At 50.9% G+C, this 18,829-nt stretch carries 19 protein-coding genes; 10 read left to right on the forward strand and 9 right to left on the reverse strand.

Features of this window, described 5'->3' with window-relative positions:
• Positions 1–3 precede the first annotated feature (3 nt).
• The 3 genes from C8E01_RS03175 to nuoL form a co-directional block, all read right to left on the reverse strand.
• A complete protein-coding gene (locus C8E01_RS03175; RefSeq protein WP_116541918.1) occupies positions 4–1,512 on the reverse strand; it encodes an NADH-quinone oxidoreductase subunit N in 1,509 nt (502 codons plus the stop codon).
• A gap of 56 nt (positions 1,513–1,568) precedes the next feature.
• The gene (locus tag C8E01_RS03180; protein ID WP_116541919.1) at positions 1,569–3,314 is read right to left on the reverse strand and encodes a complex I subunit 4 family protein; all 1,746 of its coding nucleotides are present in this window, start codon (positions 3,312–3,314) and stop codon (positions 1,569–1,571) included.
• 352 nt (positions 3,315–3,666) lie between these two features.
• Positions 3,667–5,850: an NADH-quinone oxidoreductase subunit L gene (gene nuoL, locus C8E01_RS03185; RefSeq protein ID WP_116541920.1), complete on the reverse strand. Its 2,184-nt coding sequence runs from the start codon at positions 5,848–5,850 to the stop codon at positions 3,667–3,669.
• A 213-nt stretch (positions 5,851–6,063) separates the two neighbouring features.
• Here nuoL and C8E01_RS03190 point away from each other — a divergent pair, with 213 nt between their 5' ends.
• Entirely contained in the window at positions 6,064–6,357 is a 294-nt protein-coding gene (locus C8E01_RS03190; protein ID WP_116541921.1) for a hypothetical protein, read from the forward strand.
• Positions 6,358–6,728: 371 nt separating this feature from the next.
• Here the strand turns inward: C8E01_RS03190 and C8E01_RS03195 are convergent, their stop codons facing one another.
• Positions 6,729–7,007 (reverse strand): hypothetical protein, encoded by a 279-nt coding sequence (locus C8E01_RS03195; protein ID WP_133242709.1) that lies wholly within the window; start codon positions 7,005–7,007, stop codon positions 6,729–6,731.
• A gap of 478 nt (positions 7,008–7,485) precedes the next feature.
• Between C8E01_RS03195 and C8E01_RS21585 the strand changes: the two genes are divergently transcribed.
• A complete protein-coding gene (locus C8E01_RS21585; protein ID WP_165820548.1) occupies positions 7,486–7,653 on the forward strand; it encodes a Cif family virulence factor in 168 nt (55 codons plus the stop codon).
• A gap of 30 nt (positions 7,654–7,683) precedes the next feature.
• Positions 7,684–7,884 carry a DUF4440 domain-containing protein gene (locus tag C8E01_RS03200; protein WP_165820549.1) on the forward strand — a complete coding sequence of 67 codons (201 nt, stop codon included), beginning with the start codon at positions 7,684–7,686 and terminating at the stop codon, positions 7,882–7,884.
• A gap of 71 nt (positions 7,885–7,955) precedes the next feature.
• Here the strand turns inward: C8E01_RS03200 and C8E01_RS03205 are convergent, their stop codons facing one another.
• The gene (locus C8E01_RS03205; RefSeq protein WP_116541924.1) at positions 7,956–10,154 is read right to left on the reverse strand and encodes a M3 family metallopeptidase; all 2,199 of its coding nucleotides are present in this window, start codon (positions 10,152–10,154) and stop codon (positions 7,956–7,958) included.
• A 187-nt stretch (positions 10,155–10,341) separates the two neighbouring features.
• On the opposite strand from C8E01_RS03205, the gene C8E01_RS03210 reads away from it, so the two are divergent.
• The 7 genes from C8E01_RS03210 to C8E01_RS03240 all read left to right on the forward strand — a co-directional run bounded on the left by C8E01_RS03210 (position 10,342) and on the right by C8E01_RS03240 (position 14,778).
• A complete protein-coding gene (locus tag C8E01_RS03210; protein WP_116541925.1) occupies positions 10,342–10,800 on the forward strand; it encodes a hypothetical protein in 459 nt (152 codons plus the stop codon).
• Positions 10,797–11,561: a class I SAM-dependent methyltransferase gene (locus tag C8E01_RS03215; RefSeq protein WP_116541926.1), complete on the forward strand. Its 765-nt coding sequence runs from the start codon at positions 10,797–10,799 to the stop codon at positions 11,559–11,561. Before C8E01_RS03210 ends, C8E01_RS03215 begins: the two co-directional genes overlap by 4 nt.
• A gap of 127 nt (positions 11,562–11,688) precedes the next feature.
• Complete coding sequence (locus C8E01_RS03220) at positions 11,689–11,928, forward strand: hypothetical protein (RefSeq protein WP_116541927.1); 240 nt, start codon at positions 11,689–11,691, stop codon at positions 11,926–11,928.
• Complete coding sequence (locus C8E01_RS03225; RefSeq protein WP_116541928.1) at positions 11,921–12,214, forward strand: hypothetical protein; 294 nt, start codon at positions 11,921–11,923, stop codon at positions 12,212–12,214. The genes C8E01_RS03220 and C8E01_RS03225 overlap by 8 nt, the downstream gene beginning before the upstream one ends.
• 24 nt (positions 12,215–12,238) lie before the next feature.
• A complete protein-coding gene (locus C8E01_RS03230; RefSeq protein ID WP_116541929.1) occupies positions 12,239–12,541 on the forward strand; it encodes a hypothetical protein in 303 nt (100 codons plus the stop codon).
• A 192-nt stretch (positions 12,542–12,733) separates the two neighbouring features.
• On the forward strand, positions 12,734–13,510 hold the full coding sequence (locus tag C8E01_RS03235; RefSeq protein WP_116541930.1) for a metallophosphoesterase family protein: 777 nt from the start codon (positions 12,734–12,736) through the stop codon (positions 13,508–13,510).
• A gap of 251 nt (positions 13,511–13,761) precedes the next feature.
• Positions 13,762–14,778 (forward strand): fasciclin domain-containing protein, encoded by a 1,017-nt coding sequence (locus tag C8E01_RS03240; RefSeq protein WP_116541931.1) that lies wholly within the window; start codon positions 13,762–13,764, stop codon positions 14,776–14,778.
• 94 nt (positions 14,779–14,872) lie between these two features.
• Here the strand turns inward: C8E01_RS03240 and C8E01_RS03245 are convergent, their stop codons facing one another.
• From C8E01_RS03245 to C8E01_RS03260, 4 genes are all read right to left on the reverse strand, one after another.
• Complete coding sequence (locus C8E01_RS03245) at positions 14,873–16,090, reverse strand: sensor histidine kinase (protein WP_116541932.1); 1,218 nt, start codon at positions 16,088–16,090, stop codon at positions 14,873–14,875.
• 193 nt (positions 16,091–16,283) lie between these two features.
• Positions 16,284–16,775 carry a CHRD domain-containing protein gene (locus C8E01_RS03250; RefSeq protein WP_165820550.1) on the reverse strand — a complete coding sequence of 164 codons (492 nt, stop codon included), beginning with the start codon at positions 16,773–16,775 and terminating at the stop codon, positions 16,284–16,286.
• A gap of 117 nt (positions 16,776–16,892) precedes the next feature.
• A complete protein-coding gene (locus tag C8E01_RS03255) occupies positions 16,893–18,128 on the reverse strand; it encodes a hypothetical protein (RefSeq protein ID WP_133242710.1) in 1,236 nt (411 codons plus the stop codon).
• Positions 18,106–18,672 (reverse strand): RNA polymerase sigma factor, encoded by a 567-nt coding sequence (locus tag C8E01_RS03260; RefSeq protein ID WP_116541935.1) that lies wholly within the window; start codon positions 18,670–18,672, stop codon positions 18,106–18,108. Before C8E01_RS03260 ends, C8E01_RS03255 begins: the two co-directional genes overlap by 23 nt.
• Between the last annotated feature and the right edge of the window lie 157 nt (positions 18,673–18,829).

The following is an 18,829-nucleotide window of genomic DNA, read 5'->3' on the forward strand; positions in this document are numbered from 1 at the left end:
TATCTAGGCCAGCAGTTTCTCTATCCAGTGCAGCAGCAGGTCAGGTTTAAAAAAGAAGACCAGCAGCGGCAGGGCGAAAAAAACCAGCAGCAGCTTATTTGACAGTGAAATAACTAAATTTTTGTCAGTTTGATTCCTTTTCAGGAAAAGGTAATACGGTATTTTGATATAGTAGAACAAAGCCACCCCCGTGAGTAGGATGCCCACCACGAGCAAAGCCAGCAGCATCGGCTGTCCGGTAGCGGTATAGGCCTCCCACACGTTGCTAAAGACCAGCAGCTTGCCCATGAAGCCGGCCAGCGGCGGCAGCCCCGTTAATGAGAGCAGAAAGAGTAGCGCTAAAACGCCGGCAAACGGAATGCGGGGACCCATGCCCTGAAAATCCTCGAGCGTGCGCACCTGCCAGTCTTCCTCAGCCATCTGCAGGAACAGAAACATGCCGAAATTCATGAAAACAAGCACCGTCATGTAAAAGAACACGCTCACGGTATAGTCACTGCCAAAAGCCAGCAGCGCCATCAGCAGAAAACCGGCATGTGATACCGACGAGAAAGCCATCAGACGACGCGGCGTACGCTGCCAGAGTGCTGTGAAATTGCCCACTGCCAAGGTAGCCAGGGCAGCTATACCCAGGAAAAGCTGCACATCGGAGAAGGCACTGGCGATGGTTGGGTCAGCGAAGGCAGCCACAAAGCGCATGATCACAATGATGCCCGCTATCTTAGGACCTGTCGAGAAAAGCGCTACGATGGGCATGGGTGCTCCCTGGTAAACGTCCGGCGTCCAGAAGTGAAATGGAGCTGCCGATATTTTGAATAAGAACCCAGCGAACACCAGGATAGCCGCTACCGTCACCATCAGCGGACTGGCATCGAGCAGACTGCGCCAGAACGAAACCAGGGTATAGTCCAGCGAGCCGGTCAGGCCGTAGAAAAAGGACATACCGTAGAGCATTACTCCTGCCGACAGTGTACCGTAGAGCACGTATTTCAGGCCGGCCTCCACAGCTCTTTTTTCTTCTTTCAGGGTAAGCGTCAGGATATAGGAGGCAATGGAGACCAGCTCTATCGCCAGGAAAACCATCAGCAGGTTCACCGATTTGGCCATCAGGTTGAGTCCCAGCACGAGCATCAGGATCAGGGCATAGTACTCGCCACGGCCTTCGCCCTGCTTGCGCTTTTCTATTTTCGGGTTTTGCAGGGAGAGCAGGATGGTAAAGATGCCCGTCAGGCTGAAGAGTATGCCTGCGTACCGTGCAATGCCGTCGGAGCGCAACAGGTTCAGGAACTGTACCTCAGCCACATGCCTGTCCAGCACCAGCAGCACCAGTACCGAAAACAGCCCGGTGAGCGTCACCCAGGGCAGCAGCCGCTTTACTGTTTTGGACTTGAAGAGGTCGAGGGTAACTAGCAGCAGGAAGAAGAGGGCCAGCAGCAGTTCGGGCAGCAGCGACCCTGCTCCAGCTAAAATGCTGTCGATGGTCTGGGTGAGTTGTGCTGCCTGTTTTTCCACGTGTCAGTTAAGGTATAGTAGTGTCCCTGATGAAGCTTGTAGTATCAGGGCTTGTATTATCTATGTAAAATCGCTTGCAGGATGTTGAGCTGCTCCTGTCCGTTTCTTAGCACCAGTTCGGTAAAGCCTGTCACCGTCATGCCTGTTTTGTCGAGCAGCAGGTGTGGGAAGATACCGAATACGAACGCCAGCACGGCCAGCGGTACCAGCATCAGGTACTCGCGTTTGGTGAGATCGTGAATAATAGCCTTTTGCCTTAACTCCGGGAAGATCCAGTATTTGCCGAAGAACATGCGCTGCAGTGCCCACAGGTAATAGGCCGCTGAAAGCAACAGTCCGATCACAGCCACAATAGCCATCCAGCGCGGCAGCATACCCGTCGCCTCCGGTGCACTGAAACTACCCAGCAGCACCAGCAACTCGGCAATAAAGCCCGAGAAGCCCGGCAAACCAAGCGATGCAAAGAAGGCGACAACGACGAAAGCGGTATAAGCCGGCATGCGTTTGGCGAGTCCCCGGAAATTGAGGATCATGCGGTCGTGTGCTCTATCGTAAATCACACCTACCACCAGGAAGAGCATAGCCGAGATCAAACCGTGGCTGAACATCATGTAAATAGCGCCATTCACCCCTTCATTCGTCAGCGAGGCCAGTCCCAGCAGCACAAAGCCCATGTGTGACACCGAAGAGTAAGCGATCAGCTTTTTAAGATCGTTCATGGCCAGCGCACAGAGGGCGCCATAAATGATGGATAGCACACCCAGTCCACCGACAAAAGTGGAGAAGTAAGCGCCTGCATCCGGGAAAACCGGGTATACAATCCGGATAAGACCATAACCGCCCACTTTCAGCAGGATAGCCGCCAACAAAACAGAAATAGGCGTCGGTGCCTCCACGTGCGCATCAGGAAGCCAGGTATGCACCGGCACCGATGGCACTTTGATCAGGAAGCCAGCTAGCACCAATAGGAAGGCCACAAAACGCAATGGAAGATCAAACAGGCTAACACCTGAGAAAACGTGGAGCAGACTGCCCGGTATAAAATTGGAAGGCTCCATCATGGCAGGTATGCTGAAGGTTCGTACCATGTCGGCCTCAGCGATCGTGCCCTGTTGCAGCATTTGCTGCACCTGCCGGATCAAATCCAGACTAGCCGGCACGTGCTGCCCGATCAACCCCATCTGCTGTGCCGTTGCCTCTGGATCGATCACAGAGGTATAGAGCCCGATCATCACGATCAGGATAAAGAGCGAGCCGATCAGGGTATAGATAAAGAACTTAAGCGCGGCATACTCGCGTTTCGGACCACCCCACATCCCGATGAGAAAGTACATCGGCAGGAGCATAAACTCGAAGAAGAGGTAGAAGAGGAAGAAGTCCAGCGCCAGGAAACAGCCCATCACACTCGTCATGAGCAGCAGGTAGAGCGAGAAGTAGCCCTTTACATTTTTAGTGATGTTCCAGGACGATATGACGCCGATCACGCCTACTATACCTGTCAGCAGCACCATGCTGATGCTCACGCCATCCACACCCACAAAATACTCGATCTGGAAACGCCCCAGACTGCCCAGCGAGAAACCGATCCAATCGAGCTTCTCCACAAACTGATAGCCTGTCTGTCCGTTCGCCATCGCAGCGCCATCGAAGCCCAGGTATAGCCACACGGCCACAACCAGTTGCAATAGCGTGCCACCCAGCGTTACTGCTTTTATACCCCGCACCATGCGCGTAGGCATGAGCAAAACCACAAGCGCTGTCAGCAGGGGAAGAAAAATAAGGCTGGAAAGAGTATAATTCATCAATATGTTACGACACTATTTTACGACACAAGTATCATGTCAAGTAGCACGACCAAGTTGCCGCGCACCTGCACGAGTAAAAGTCTGACCCTACACAAAATCGATAAGCACTGCTGCAAATCTTCCGTCTTCCATCCCCGCTTCGGAAACTCTCATAGTTGAGCCATCGGGAGGAATTTGGCTACTCTAAACCTGCTCCTTTGGGCTCAGTTGGAGATACTCTTCCTGCTGAGCACGCATTGAGATTCACTCTGCAGTCACTTCCATCCGGCATCTATAAATCTGCAAATTTTCAAATCCTCACATCTACTATGCACAGCTTCAAATCAGCAAACTGATCGCGAAATTAACATCAATTCAGCATGATGTATAGTATTATCAGAATAAATCCGAAAAGGGAATAGGCGTAGTAGGACTGCACCTTGCCGTTTTGAAGCCCACGCCCGAAACGACCCAGCACTTTAGCCATCGCTCCGATCAGCCACACACTGCCATCGACCACCCATTTGTCAAACCACTTTACGATCTTGGAAAACACCACCAGCCACTTGCTCGCATAATCTAAGGTATAGTCAATCACACGTTTATCGAGGCGGTAGAGCATGCGGGACATCCACAGCACCGGCCGTACAAACATCCTGTTGTAGGCGGCATCCAAATAGTAATGATGGTAAGTGAGCCGTGCCAACGTACCCCGTGGCTGCTCCTGCAGCAGTGCTTCGCTGCTTTTGCCTTTATACCTTCCGATGGCCAGGGCTATACCTGCTATTCCCAGCAAAGCCGAAAGGAGTCCAATCACTAAGTGCGCCGTGCCGTTAGCGGCATCCTGCAACGTTACGGCTTCGATCAGCCTGCTGGCAAGAAAAGTACCTTCCGGTAAAAGTTGGTTGAGGCTGATTCCCTGCATCACCCAGCTTCCAGAAAAGGACAGCGGATTGAGCGAGAAGAAAATGCCCAGCGACAACACTGCCAGTAGCTGCACAGGTACAAGCATTACCCGCTCTATCTCCTGACCTACTGAGAGTCGCAGCGTCCGCGCATCAAAAGGTAGCCGGAACGAGCCGAAGAACATGAACCACAAATGACGGCCCATGTAATAAGCTGTCAGCAGCACGACTGTAAACCCAAGGATCGGCACTACATAGTACAGGCTGTTTCCATGGGCCTGGCTCATTGTCTGCGCCCAGGCCCAACTGCCCGAAAGAATGGCATCTTTGGAAAGGAAGCCTGAAAACAAGGGCAAACCGACCAATGCCGCCGCAGCCAGCAGGTAGGTATAGAAGGTAAACGGCATGGCTTTGCGCAGGCCACCCATGTTGCGGATATCCTGCGGATCAACATCAGCAGGCAGGTGCGCATGATGCAAGCCGCGGTGCATGGCGTGGATGATGATACCAGCATTCAGGAAAAGGGCCGCCTTAAAGAAAGCGTGTGTAGTGAGGTGAAAGAGCGAGGCATCATGCGCGCCGGTCCCCATGCCCATTACCATGTAGCCGAGCTGTGATATCGTAGAAAAGGCCAGCACGGCTTTGATGTCGTATTGCGTGAGTGCTGCAAGGGCGCCGAACAGTGCCGTGATGGCGCCGACGATGGCAATGACGGTAAGGGCGTCAACTGTAAAGAAAGTATAGCAGCGCGCCACCAGGTATACGCCAGCCGCGACCATGGTAGCCGCGTGTATGAGCGAGGAAACCGGGGTCGGGCCCTGCATGGCATCGGGCAGCCATACCTGCAGCGGGAACTGCGCCGACTTACCCACGCAACCCATGAACAGGCCAAGCCCGGCCAGCGTCAGAAACAGCGGACTCAACTCTACCGACCATAGCTGCCCCTGCAAGGTATAGCTTGTCACAAAACTGCCGTTCAGCCACTCCCCCGCCCCCATCAGCGCGCGCAGCGTCTCCAGGTCAAACGTCCGGAAATAGGTATAAAAAGCAAACAGACCAAGCAGTAACCCGATATCGCCAACCCTGTTGACCAGGAAAGCTTTTTTGCTGGCCGCAATGGCAGCAGGACGCTCATACCAAAAGCCGATGAGCAGGTAAGATGAGAACCCCACCAGCTCCCAGAACATAAAGAGCAGCAGCAGGTTATCAACCAGCACAATACCCAGCATGCTGAAAGTAAAGAGACTGAGGTAGGCAAAGTAGCGGCTATACCCTTTGTCGCCGTACATGTATCCCACCGAAAAGAGCTGCACCAGTAGGGAGATGAAGGTGACAATGACCAGCATCAGCACTGTGAGGTTATCGAGCAGTATACCTGCTGTAAAATTGGTTATGTAACCGCCCGGCAGACTAAACCAGACGGTTCGGCTATGGGACACCTCCGCGTTCCAGGTTTGGGTGAAGAGGTAGATCGAGAGTGCGAAAGCTAAACCAGTGGCGCCAATTCCCACCCAGTCACCCTGCCGGGGCAGCTTTTTACCAGCCGGGTACAGCAGCACAAAAACCAGTAATGGCAGCAGCAGCACTGCTAATGCCAGGGTGGTTTGGGGCGTGCCGGCCAGTGGTTCAAGAAGTGCGGAAAGCTCCAAAATATAGGCTGTCTAGTGGGTTCGATCCTTTATAGAGGACACCCTGAGGGTTCCCCTCAGTTTCAGGCTGCCAATTTACATATATTGTTGCAATAATATAGCGCGCAATGACCTCGTGAGGCCACGCATACCCCATATTTTTCAATTTTTGCAAACAATCATAATTCTATTTCGTTCTGTATGGTATTGTACCATCTAAACAAAATATGAACTATGGACACACAAGATCTTAAAAGAGACGCACAGGATTTGAAAAACAAAGCTGACAGAATGAATCCACAGCATAAAGAAGGACCGGTAGCTGCAGCCATTGAAGACTATACCTCCCGCATCCCATCTGATGTATTTTTATGGGCTGCACTGGGCTCAATGGCCGTATCAGCGACACTGAAGATTATGAAGAAAGACGAGGAAGCTTTGTTCGTTGGACAGTGGGCACCTTCTTTCTTACTACTAGGTAACTACAATAAGATGATCAAGCTTGCTGGCTACCAAAGCGACAAGTAAGAAGCGTTTACTATAATCTCGTTTCGAGAAACAGAAAGAGGGAGCTTAGGCTCCCTCTTTCTGTTATATTTTCGAGGTGATCATCTAACCTAATAATCAACCACATTCTGTCATTAAAACTATATTGAATAATATCTTTACAAGATAGTTCAAAAAGAATATTTTTTTTGCCCAACTGCACCAATTACAGATATAATTCTCCCTATCTTTGCACCGGCTAAAAGTTGAAGGTTGCCTTTCAGGCAATCCTTTGAAGAAGCAGGGCTCCCCTCAAAGGAGCCTTCGCTTTTTACAGGCCATACCTATCCTGGCAACGTGCCAGACAGCCCGCCCCGAACAGATATTTTATTAAAACCGCTTAGTAAGATTTGCTAGACAGCCTCTGCAGACGGCTCAGAGTTTATACCTTCGGAGCGAAAAGTTTCGCAATACTTTTTCCGAAGGTTTTGTACACCGTTCCAATCGATCACGTCTTCCTCACTGCTGAGTTGCGTCAGGTTTTCTTTCACAGAGACATCCGAAATAAACATTCGGTCCTGGTAAAGACCATTGGCATAAAAACGACAATAGGTACGGATCTCGTCCGCTTCTGTCAATACAATTAAATCGCAAGTTTGAAGCTTGCTGCTAAAAAGAGAGAATTCATCCATAAAACAGGCAATCGGTATTCTGAAGGTCTGGGCAAAATAGGACAGTTTTTCTCCTCCTACTCAGCACCCATGTACTTGTTAACTCAAAGCTTACGAAGTATTTCCTGAAAGGTTGTAATGAAGAGGTAATTTTTAAATTATTTTTCGGCATCGCCTCCAGTGCGTTCAGGTTACCCTCCTACCGACTAATTCAAAAAGCTATACCCAATCATACAATAGTTTGATAATCAAAAGGCTAACATCTACATCCTATATACCTACTAAAAAAAGCTACTCACTAAACATTTCTCATAATGACAATCAGGTTAAATATAACTATTTAAGCAGCCCGTATACAATTGCATAGAGAACCCCGCTGGATACACTTTAGCCGAAAGAAGAGAAGTAACGTCATTGTCGCAGGTTGCCACTGTGTAAGTAGCCAGTGTAGTGCGGTAGCATATAGAATTTTCTAACCACATATATAAACCACACAACTATGGAAACAACCAGCACAAACATCCAGGAAGAGATCAAAAATGCTAACCGGCAGTTCGAATCTCATTTTGAACTGGGCAAGACCACGGGTCTTGCGGATCTGTACACAAAAGAGGCCATGCTTCTCCCAACCGGTTTTGATATGCTGCAAGGCAAAAAAGCCATTTAAGAATTCTGGCAGGGAGCCAGAGACATGGGCTTGAAACGGCTTAAACTCAACACCTTCGACTTAGAGCAGTACATAGAGGTAGCCATAGAGGCAGGCACTTATAAATTGTATGCAGAAGGAGACCAGGAGGTAGACCATGGCAAATACCTCGTTGTCTGGAAAAAGGACGACAACCGATGGAAGCTGCACAAGGACATCTGGAACAGCAGTATATCCAACCAGCCTGCTTAAGCATGATAGGTATAAAACAGAAAAGCCGCTGATGTCAGCGGCTTTTCTGTTTTATTATGTGAGACAGGCATTTACTTTTTACCCTGGTTGTTCGGTACCGGGAAGCCACGGTCACGCATCAGCGCGTCGATTTTGGCGTCACGTCCACGGAACATACGGTAGGCTTCTGCCGGATCCATGGAGTTGCGCGGTGCAAACAGGTACTTCACCAGTTTGGCGGCAACGTCCTTGTCATAGAATCCACCTGGCGCTTCAGTGAAAGCCTCAGAGGCGTCAGAGGTAAGCACGTCAGCCCACATGTAACCATAGTAAGCAGTGGCATAGCCCTCGCCGGAGAACACGTGCCCGAAGTGTGGTGAGCGGTGACGCATCACGATCTCTTTCGGCATACCTAGTTTAGCAAGGGTTTCTTTCTCAAACTTGTCCGGGTCCATGTTGTTCGGGTCGGCGAGGTGGAAATGCATGTCCATTAAAGCTGAAGCCAGGAACTCTGTTGTTTCAAAACCCTGGTTGAAAGTGGCAGCCTTCTCAATCTTGGCCACCAACTCTTTCGGCATCGGCTCACCCGTCTTGTAGTGCTTCAGGAACTGGTTGATCACTTTGTCGGTAGACAACCAGCGCTCCAGCAACTGCGACTGGAACTCGGTGTAGTCACGTACGCCGCTGTTCAGCGTAGGATATTTTACGTTAGAGGCCAGGAAGTGCAGCGCGTGACCGAACTCGTGGAAGAAGGTGGTCGCGTCGTCCCACGATACCAGCACAGGCTCGCCCGGCGCAGGCTTCACGAAGTTGGAGTTGTTAGACGACAGCACGTTCTTTTTGCCATCGAAAGTCGTGTGGGCGCGGTATGTAGTAGCCCATGCACCAGAGCGCTTGCCCTGACGTGCAAATGGATCGAGGTACCACAGACCGATGTGCTCGCCTGAAGTCTTGTCGGTTACTTCCCATACTTTCACATCTTCGTGGAATACAGGCACAGATCCTTCCGGTACCGGCTTAAAGTCGAAGTTGAACAGTTCGCCTGCCGTGAAGAACATGGCCTGGGTCAGGTTGCCCAGTTCCAGATACTGCTTCACTTCGTCAGAGTCGAGGTCGTACTTGTCTTTACGCACTTTCTCGGCGTAGTAGCGATAGTCCCATGGCTCGATCGTAATCTTGGTTTTGCTCGTGGCGTTCGCCAGTTTCTGCATGTCGGCCACCTCTTCGCGGGCACGGGCAGTTGCGGCAGGCCATACGGCCATCATCAGCTCCATCGCAGCCTCTGGCGTTTTAGCCATGCGGTCCTGCAGGCGCCACTCAGCATAGTTATCGTAACCCATCAACCCTACACGCTCTTTGCGCAGTTTCAGGATATTGACGATGTTCTGCTTGTTATCGTTGGCATCGTTGTTGTCGCCGCGAGAATAGTAGTTCTTCCATACCTGCTCACGCAAGCCGCGCTCATCCGAGTAAGTCAGGAACTGGTCCATAGAAGAACGGGTGTTGGTTACGGCATACTGGCCCGGCTTACCACGGTCGGCGGCAGCTTTGGCAGCGGCTTTCACAAACGACTCCGGCAAACCGCTCAGCTGGTCTTTGGTGAAGTACACCACATACTTCTCCTCGTCGGCCAGGATGTTGTTGCCAAAGGCGGTGTACAGCGAAGAAAGTTCTTTGTTGATCTCTGCGTAGCGCTTCTTTTTTTCAGGGCTCAGGTCAGCACCTTCCATGGCGAAGTTCTTGTAGATGAGGTCCACCACACGCTGCTGGTCAGCTGGCAGTGGGTTCTTCTGCGAGTTCTCGTACACGGTTTTGATGCGCTGGAAAAGCTTCTCGTTCTGAGAGATCTTCGAGCTGAACTCAGAGATCTTCGGAGCCATTTCCTTTTGGATCTCGCGGAACTCCGGCGTAGACATGTTGCTGCCCCAGATGCCGTAATACGTGAACACACGGTTCAGTTCCTCTCCGGCTCTTTCCATCTCCTCGATGGTATTCTCGAAGGTGGCAGGCTGCGGATTGTTGGCAATCGCCTCGATCTCGGCCAGGTTGATCGCCATGGCTTTTTCCATCGCTGGCTTCAGGTCGGCCAGGTTCATTTTATCGAAGGCAGGAACACCCTGGTATGGGCCGCTCCACTCCTGCAGGAGCACATTGGTTTCAGCTTGCTGCTGTTGCTCGGTGGCAGCCTGTGTGTCCTGTGTCTGCGGCGTCTGCACCGATGTACAGCTTGCCAGCGCCAACAGGGCCACAACGCCGGATACCTTACCGGCCGATATGATCTGTTCTTTCATAGAATATTAAAGTGAATGATAAATTTCAGCACAAGATACAAAAAATAGGCCAAAGGCCCCACTAAGCAATTTAGAGGCTGCTTACTATACCTGAAATGCCACCTGCAGACGTTTATAAAGTATCCTTCCGACGGGGCGACAAAAATAAGGGCCTGCTCGTATAGAAGGAACAGAATACCCTTTTACCATGCAAGATACCCCAATTAAAGACAAGCAAGCTTTACGTAAGCTCTACGAATCTGTTCTGCCCGAGCTGGCACAGCACATCCATCAACACCTGGCGGACGTTATTCCGCTTTTCCATGACTTTAAACTCGAGAAACTAGTAGACACCTGGACGCGTGAACCAGGCTCCGATGCCACAACAGAGATCAGCCTGGACAAGGGGAATGTGAACCAAATGGGTTTAAGGTTACGATTAGAGGGCTTTCAGCGGGTGGGGGCCGATAACTTTGACCTGACCAAGGACTTGCTTTTCAAATTAGACCGCACCTTTTACACCATCGGCCCGAACCAGGATAACGCATGGTTGGAGAAGGACTACCTGCAAAGCTGGGATAATGCGGACTACGAACTGGTGGCTGAAAAATGGACCGAGCAGTTAATAGACGACCTGACCCAGCGCTTAGAGAAATACACGGTATGACAAAACGCCCCAGATTTTCCGGCTCCGCTTTACTACTCGCACTGCTAACTACCATGTGCCTGAGCGGATGCCACGCCTGCCAGGCCCAACAGCCAGCTACCAGCACGCAGGAGGGCTATACCTACAAAAGGCCTTCGTCAGGAGGCACTGGCAAGGTATACATGGGCCGGGAGATCGCCGCCATTATGACGGCTACCGGTGGCAACTGGCTGGATCGCGACACCCGGCAGGAGGAAGAAAACTCCACCCGTACAATAGAGAACATGAACCTGCAACCGAACACGGTAGTCGCCGACATTGGAGCAGGCACGGGTTTCTATACCTTCCAGATAGCACCCAGGGTGCCAAAAGGCAAGGTATACGCGGTAGAAGTGCAGGATCGGTTCATCAAGACACTCGAGTCTCGCCGGGATAAAGAAGGGGCTACTCATGTAACCGTCGTCAAGAGCGACAGTCTGCAGGTGAACCTGCCAGCCCAAGCGATCGACATTGCCCTGATGGTGGACGTATACCATGAGCTGGCCTATCCAAAAGAGATTCTCAAGTCGATACACACGGCCTTAAAGCCGGACGGCAAACTCCTGCTGCTTGAGTACAAGGCCGAGGATCCCGATGTCCGGATCAAAGAACTGCACAAGATGACTAAGGAGCAGATCAAAAAAGAACTGGAGGCAAACGGCTTTCGCCTCCAGCGTCAGGAGGATTTCTTGCCGATCCAGCACTTTATGCTGTTCGAGAAAGTAAATACCGCCAATGACTGACAGTTCTACTAGCACCTGTTTCCAACAATACCCATACCCTGCCCTACTCAGATAATTATTCAAGAATCTGTGCCTCAAATCATAACAACTTACGTAGTATAAGGTATACCCGTAAAAATTGTAGTTTATGCATACAACCACATTCAAATTTGAGGAGGGCAGTCCGTATGTGGGGAGCCATCGCCCAATTGGGCAGGAGATACACGAGCGGTTGATGTGGCAGGCGCGGCGTTTGCATCGGGAAGATATGCTTAAAGCCGGTTGGGAGCTGATCATCTACACGCCTATACCCGCCTATCTGGATAAGCCAGCCACCATTGAGGTGTACTGGGATTACGATAACCCTGAAGAGTCCTGCAGTGATTAATAAAGCATCTACACCCCAATACCCTTACCACAGTCCGGGTCTGAGCTTTTTTAACACCCACACACTGGCCGGTAGACTGGAGATGATTTGGGCTCATGGGACCTTTCTGGCTGAACGGGGCCGGCGCGGCTACCGCATTCAGTTGTACGACATGGGTGATTTCTTCGCGGAGGTATGGAGTAACCCTGAGTCTCACATTGTCGGGCTGATCAGGGGGCTGGCTTCCAAGCGTGCCCTGGAGCCCTACACAAATAAGATCAACCTGCTGGACATGATGTGCTGGTAAAGGTTTATGCGCTATTTTTGACGCGTGAACTCTGTTAAACTCAACTCCTATTGCCGTCTCTATGCCTTTTCGGATTACCGCAGCATGAAGTCTGCCCTCCCCTACATGCGCCAGGTCATGCTCGCCAAAGCGCTGACTGAAGTACAGGAGTCCGACGCCCGACGCGTGGTGATGCGTGTGCCAGGCAGCGGATTTCAGAACTACCTCCGCCCACTTGGCGGGCAGCAAACCAAAGCGACAGGTATAGCCTCCCTGATCACCGCACTTCAGTTACTTTACAAGCAAAACGGCTTCTCAGCCAGGTATATCGTGGTGGAGCGAAGCTAAGCTGCACTTATTATACTAACAGCGAACTTGCTTTCATCGTTAACAAATCGGTAATACCAGACCGTTGTGTGATCGAATCTTTAATCGTAATATTGCAATCATAAAACCTGCTTACGTTAACAGGCTGGCTCTAAAAAGCATGCGAATGATTCCGCTGCTTGGCTGGCAGCAACACTTATAATCTCAACAATTATGACCCGCATAGCCCTTTTCAGTGATATACATGCCAATTTGCCTGCTTTGGAGGCGTTTTTTGCGGATGTAGATGCCCGCAAGCCTGACTTTATATACTGCCTCGGCGACCTGGTTGGGTATAACATCTGGCCAAATGAGGTGATTGACGAGATCCGCAGGCGCAACATCCCGACCATAGCGGGCAATTACGATTTTGGCATAGGCAGGGAGAGCGACGACTGCGGCTGTGCCTACAAAACGGAAGCGGAGAAAGCCAATGGCACCGTCTCCATCGCCTTCACAAATAAGATCATTAAAGCTGAGCAGCGCCGTTACCTGCGCACCCTGCCGGCGCACATCAAAGTGGAGTTTCAACTGAATGATGACAAGCTGAACCTGTTGCTGGTGCATGGCAGCCCGCGTAAGCTCAACGAGTACCTGTTTGAGGACCGCGACGAAAAAAGCCTGTTGCGCATCATGAAAGACGCGGACGCCGATATTATGTGCTTCGGACACACGCACAAGCCCTACCATCGCATTCTCAACAGCGGCGAGGGCGACCAGCCCCACTTCCGTCATGCTATCAACATTGGTTCGGTAGGCAAGCCCAAGGATGCCAACAACCGGGGCGGCTATGTCATGCTGACGATTGATGAGCACAGCTCGGTGCTGAACAAAGACAGCATAGCAGTGGAGTTCATCCGCTTCGCCTACGACTTCGAGAAAGCCGCCAGAGCAATTGAGGACTCCGAGCTGCCAGACGCATATGCTGACAATTTGCGCAAAGGCTGCTAAACTTAAATACACAAGGGGCTGCAAAAGAGCCCCATTTAAAGAAATGCGACGAGCTGCTCAAAAATGGGCAGCTCGTCGCGTTTTTGGCATACCGCTGCAGAAGCAACCGCCTAAACACAACCTATGTTACTGTCAATCAAAATCATAGCCCAATAATTTTTAAAAAAATTTTCCCTGCTTCTAAAAACATTCGACAAAACTACTGGTTGAGTTCAGTAAATAATATAACGCTCACTTAAAAAAATCAAAACATGAAAAAAATGTCAACATTCTCCTTTTTCAGGAATAAGCTGGGATCACTGGCTTTCCTGCTGGCAATGCTCTTCGTCTTTTCAGCGTGCGACAAACAAGACGATGCCCAACCAGAGACCGATCTTCTCTCCTCTTCAGAAGATATACTGACGGTACTGCAATCAACTGAAATGATGAAGGGCAAAGCGCCTGCGAACGCGAACGCCCGCAAAAAAAACGAGCGTAGGCCTACCTTTAGCACACTGTTAGTTGCCCTGGCGAAAACAGGACTTACTTCCACTGTTGCTAAAAATGAACTGACACTTTTTGCGCCTTCAGACGAGGCCTTTGCCGAACTGGGACTCTATCCGAACAACATCGGTAATGTGCCTAATTTGAAGGAAATACTGCTTTACCACGCCATTGAAGGAAAGGTATATTCTACTGACCTAACGGCTGGCTACGTGCCTACACTCAATGGTGCTGCTGTAAAAGTCTCTTTAAATGGCGGTGTTCAGGTAAATGATGCCAATGTGATACTGGCCGATGCCCGTGCGCTGAATGGCGTGATTCATGTGATCGACAAGGTGCTGATGCCACCAACCCAAAACCTGGTAGAGCTGGCTCTCAGCTTCGATCCTGAGTTTTCGATTCTGGTGCAGGCAGTTATAAAAGCCGGTCTGGCCGAAACACTGGCCACTGGTGGCCCCTACACAGTGTTTGCTCCAACAAACCAAGCCTTCGAAGCTGCTTTGGGTGAGCTTGGTTTTGCCAGTCTGGACGCAGTGCCAGACGATGTGCTCAGACAAATACTGCTATACCATGTTGTAGAAGGTCGCGTGTATTCATCTGACCTGAGCTCAGGCGCAGTGGGTACCGTAAACGGCGACACGTTCTCCGTGAACACCAGCAACCTTACCCTCACCGACACACAGGGCAGAGTTGCCAACCTGATTCCTTCTTTGCTGGACGTGCAGGCCACCAACGGTGTGGTGCATGTAATCGACAAAGTGATTCTGCCGAACCTAGGCAGCTAGCCGAGCTTAACTCCGAAACAAAAGACAGGGGCCTGGATTTTCATCCAGGCCCCTGTCTTTTTTAAGCTTTCGTGTGCTAAAGTCCTGAACGGACTTACCCAAAAATGATCGTAAAGGTGGTGCCCTCGTGCAAAACACTTTCTACCTTGATTTCTCCCTGCACATTATCCACCATTCTTTTGACAATGTAGAGCCCAATGCCGCTGCCCTCCACGTGGTCGTGAAAGCGTTTGAACATGGTGAAGATACCGTCCTTCTTACTGGACGGAATGCCTAGCCCGTTGTCTTGTACCGACAGGTATGATCTGCCGTCACGTTTCTCCAGCCTGATAGTTATGAGAGGCGCTCTGTCAGGTGAGCGGTATTTGATGGCGTTGCTGATCAGGTTATTGATAATGCTTTTGATATTTTTTAGCGCAAAGCCTGCCAAACGGCTGTCTGTCGCCACAACCTGTATCTGGGCATCGGACTCCGTGATCAGGTTTTGCAGGTCCTCCTTCACAGATTCCACGATCTCGAACAGATCGAGGGTCACCGGCTCGTCGGCTTCCTCAGTTTTCTCAATCTCCACGATGGTGGTCAGATCTCTGATCGTAGTCGAGAAGCGGTTGAGCGACACTTTCATCATACTGGTGATCTGCTTGATCTCCTCCCGGTCCAGTTCCTCCTTCAAAACAGCATCTGAGAGAATAGAAATGAGGCCTTCGATGTTGGCGATCGGAGACTTCAGATCGTGTGAAGCGGTATACACAAAGCTATCCAGATCAAAATTGGCGTTACGCAGCACACTGTTTTTGCGCTGTAAGTCCAGGTTTGCCTGGTAGCTTCGCTCCAGTATACTCATACTTTGTAAATGGAAGGCCAGCAGATCTGCAAACATCTTAAAAGTGCTGATCACCTCGGGGTTGTTAACCTTCGCAGGCTTTGGGTCTATGGCGCAGAGCGTTCCGAAAAAAGTACCATCTTTGAGGATGATGGGAACAGAAATATAGCTTTTGAGGCCATAGATCCTGGGAGTATGATGCTCCTTGTAAATCGGGTCTTCCGCTACATTGTCGATCACGATGGGCTGCCGATGATCTCTGATCTCGTTGCAAAGGGTTGTCGCAATCTCCAACTCGCCGCCTTCTTTTAACCCAAACTGCACCTGGTCAAGTACGCTGCAGGCAAGCCACCTGTCCTCGGTTACGCGAGCGACGGCGGAAAAGCCCATGCCCGTCAGCTGACAGACAGTTTCAAGCATGTTGGGTACAATGGGGATTTGCTTTACAGCTTCCAAGTCTTTGAGCAGATTATCTTGGATCTCAATCATATAGAAAAGCCTCTTACTGATTTGCGGTTTTCCATATGACAAAAAAGCCGCTGGTCTTAATTTCTTTAAATTTAACAAAAAACTGTCAAAACTGAATAAAAAAAAGTCAATTTAAGTAGTTGTACCGTCAGGGAAGGCGGAATAGGCGCCAGGCTGCCAGTGAGCAGTACAGCCCGACACCTATACCATTGGCCTACCTGGTAATCTGGCCTCTCAGCTCGCCATTAGGATACTGGCTGCTGTGAATGTTGATGTACCATTCGCCTGCCAGCAGCTCTGCCTCCTGCGCATCTGTGAGTGGAGGAGTGGAGCTTACCAGTGGACTTATGTAAGGGTTATCGCTTGAGTAAGGGTCAGAGCCAGGATTAATTGGCACCGTGATCGGTCCGGATACACCTACTGCGCCCTTGTGAAAGTGCATGGCAGTGGGAGAGATATTCTGGAAAGTAACCGTGTAGTTGATCACTTTGGTGTCCATGTTATAAGTACCCCGGAAAGTGCCTGTCGCTTGTGTATTGACAGGCGGTGCCTCGGCAGCACCGGTCAGTGCCACCTCGTTGAGGGTCACGATCTCAGCGTCAGGTATAACAGTAGTGTCATCGTCGTCGTCACAGCCGGTTAGCACAAACGACAGGCTCAGCAGTGCGCCAAGCAGTATTCCAAAATTGATTCGATAGGTTTTCATCTTCATTAAAAATTAAAGTGAAGTGATTCAAAAAGTAAAAGCATAGAGGTTCTTCCTGACGCAGCCGCAGCTGTGTCATATCGTGGTGCGTTAGATTCCCTCAAAAATTTGACGGTGTTATCTAATGGTATAGCTGGCCGTAAAAAACACGCCCGCACTGGTGAGTTTCACGCGCCCTTCGCCAATAGTTGCTAGCGGTATCTTGACAAAAGGCTCGGCTCCGATCGTGATGGCGGGAGACAGTTGGCGCGCATACCCGACAGCCAAATTCTGAACCCCGAACCAATGTTTGTTCTGATTCGAGAACTCCTGGGTTTTGCTGTAAGGCTCTCTGCCACTGTAGTGGTAGGTATAGGTATATTCTTCATTAAGCATCAGGTAGCTGGATAGCCCCGCCTGCACGGTGAGCGCGTTCCGGCCCCAGCCCAGTACCTGGTACTGCACGTTCACGGGTATATCGAGCACCCTGCATTGCGCCGAGATCACATCCGGGTGGCGCTTGCCGTCCCAGTAGTCCGGGGAGGGCTGGTAGTCTGCGGGCGTGGCCTTGTACAGTTTGTTTGCCCACACCGCACCCGACACCAGACTTAGCCTCCTGGTGATGGGCACACTGAACAGCACACCCGCATTGGCGCTCACCGCATCCGGATCCCTGAAGCGCACGGTGGTGATATCTGGGGCTACAACGAGCGACACCCTGACACGCCGCAGAAAAATTCGCTCCTTCCCCTCCCTAGACTGGTCACTATCAACCGGCACAGGGGTCGCAACAGGTATAGGCTTTTCAACTTCCTGCAGGCTTATACCGACAGCAGACCGGGGTGGCTCCGGTTGAGTCAGTGGCATCAGGGTCGCGACTGTTTGCAGTGGCTCTTCTATAGCTGCACCCCTGCTGGCAGGTATAGGACCAGCCATGCGCTCAGGTATAGCACTGTGGTGCTGCATAGGTTTATCTGCGAGGTGGGCTACTGCACCAGAACCTGACTGCACAGCCGCGTAAGGCGCAACAGGTGAATCAGATCCCGGTAAGGCAGTAGACTCCATATTCTTGCCTTGATCAGGTATAGCAGGGCTCCCTGGCTCCCGCTCCGATGCTTGTTCTGCAGGTATATCAGCGGTTTCCATAAATGGAGTATCACGGTCTATGAACTTCCAAACGGTGCCCACCGTCACCAACAAGGCCAGTAGCACGACAGGCAGCAAACGTTTTACACCTGCCCATCCGCTCTGCGGCCCGTCCAGTTTTCGCTCCATCGCCTTCCACGCCCCTTCATCAAAGGGAGGGTCGTACTGCTCGGCTGATTTCCTGAACAGGCGGTCCAGCTCCTCGTCAGACATATTGTTTGTGCTCATCGATTTTGCTACTTTGTAATGCCTCCCGCAAATTTGCCCTCGCTTTGGCCAGGTTCGATTTCGACGTGCCAACTGCTATACCCAGCATCTCTGCTATCTCTTCGTGGGTATAGCCGTCTATCGCATACAGGTTGAATACAGCCCGGTAGGCGGGCGACAGCTGTTGCACCAGTGAGATCAGGTATTCGTAATTAAGCTGCTGTTCCACATCAAAAGGATCAGTCGCCGGCTCTGCTTTGTCAATGTCCTGCAGGTGATAGTTCTTCAGGTTGTGTCGGTAATTGTCCAGCGCCGTGTTGATCATGATCCGCCGTACCCAGCCTTTGAATGGCTTGGGCGGATGATACTGCTTTAGCCTGGTAAACACTTTCATAAACCCGTCGTTCAGCACATCTTTCGCTTCTTCTGCGTTCTGAGAGTAGCGGATACAAACACTCATAGCGTAGCCGAAGAAGAGCCGGTACAGCTCTCTCTGCGCCCCGCGGTCCTGTTTCAGACACTGGCCGAGCAGCACGTCCAATACTTTGCCTTCTGTTTTGCTCACTGTTCCAGAATTTGCGCTCCCATCACGGACTAACTCTTAAAAGGGTTGCCTCAGGATTGAAAAAAAATCAGGTTACCATACCTTTATTTTACGCTTATAAACCATTGTTAATCAATACACAACACTAATAACCAAAGGAGTTCATCAGAGGCAGAAG

Source organism: Pontibacter virosus, from assembly GCF_003096355.1.
Classification (GTDB): Bacteria; Bacteroidota; Bacteroidia; order Cytophagales; family Hymenobacteraceae; genus Pontibacter; species Pontibacter virosus.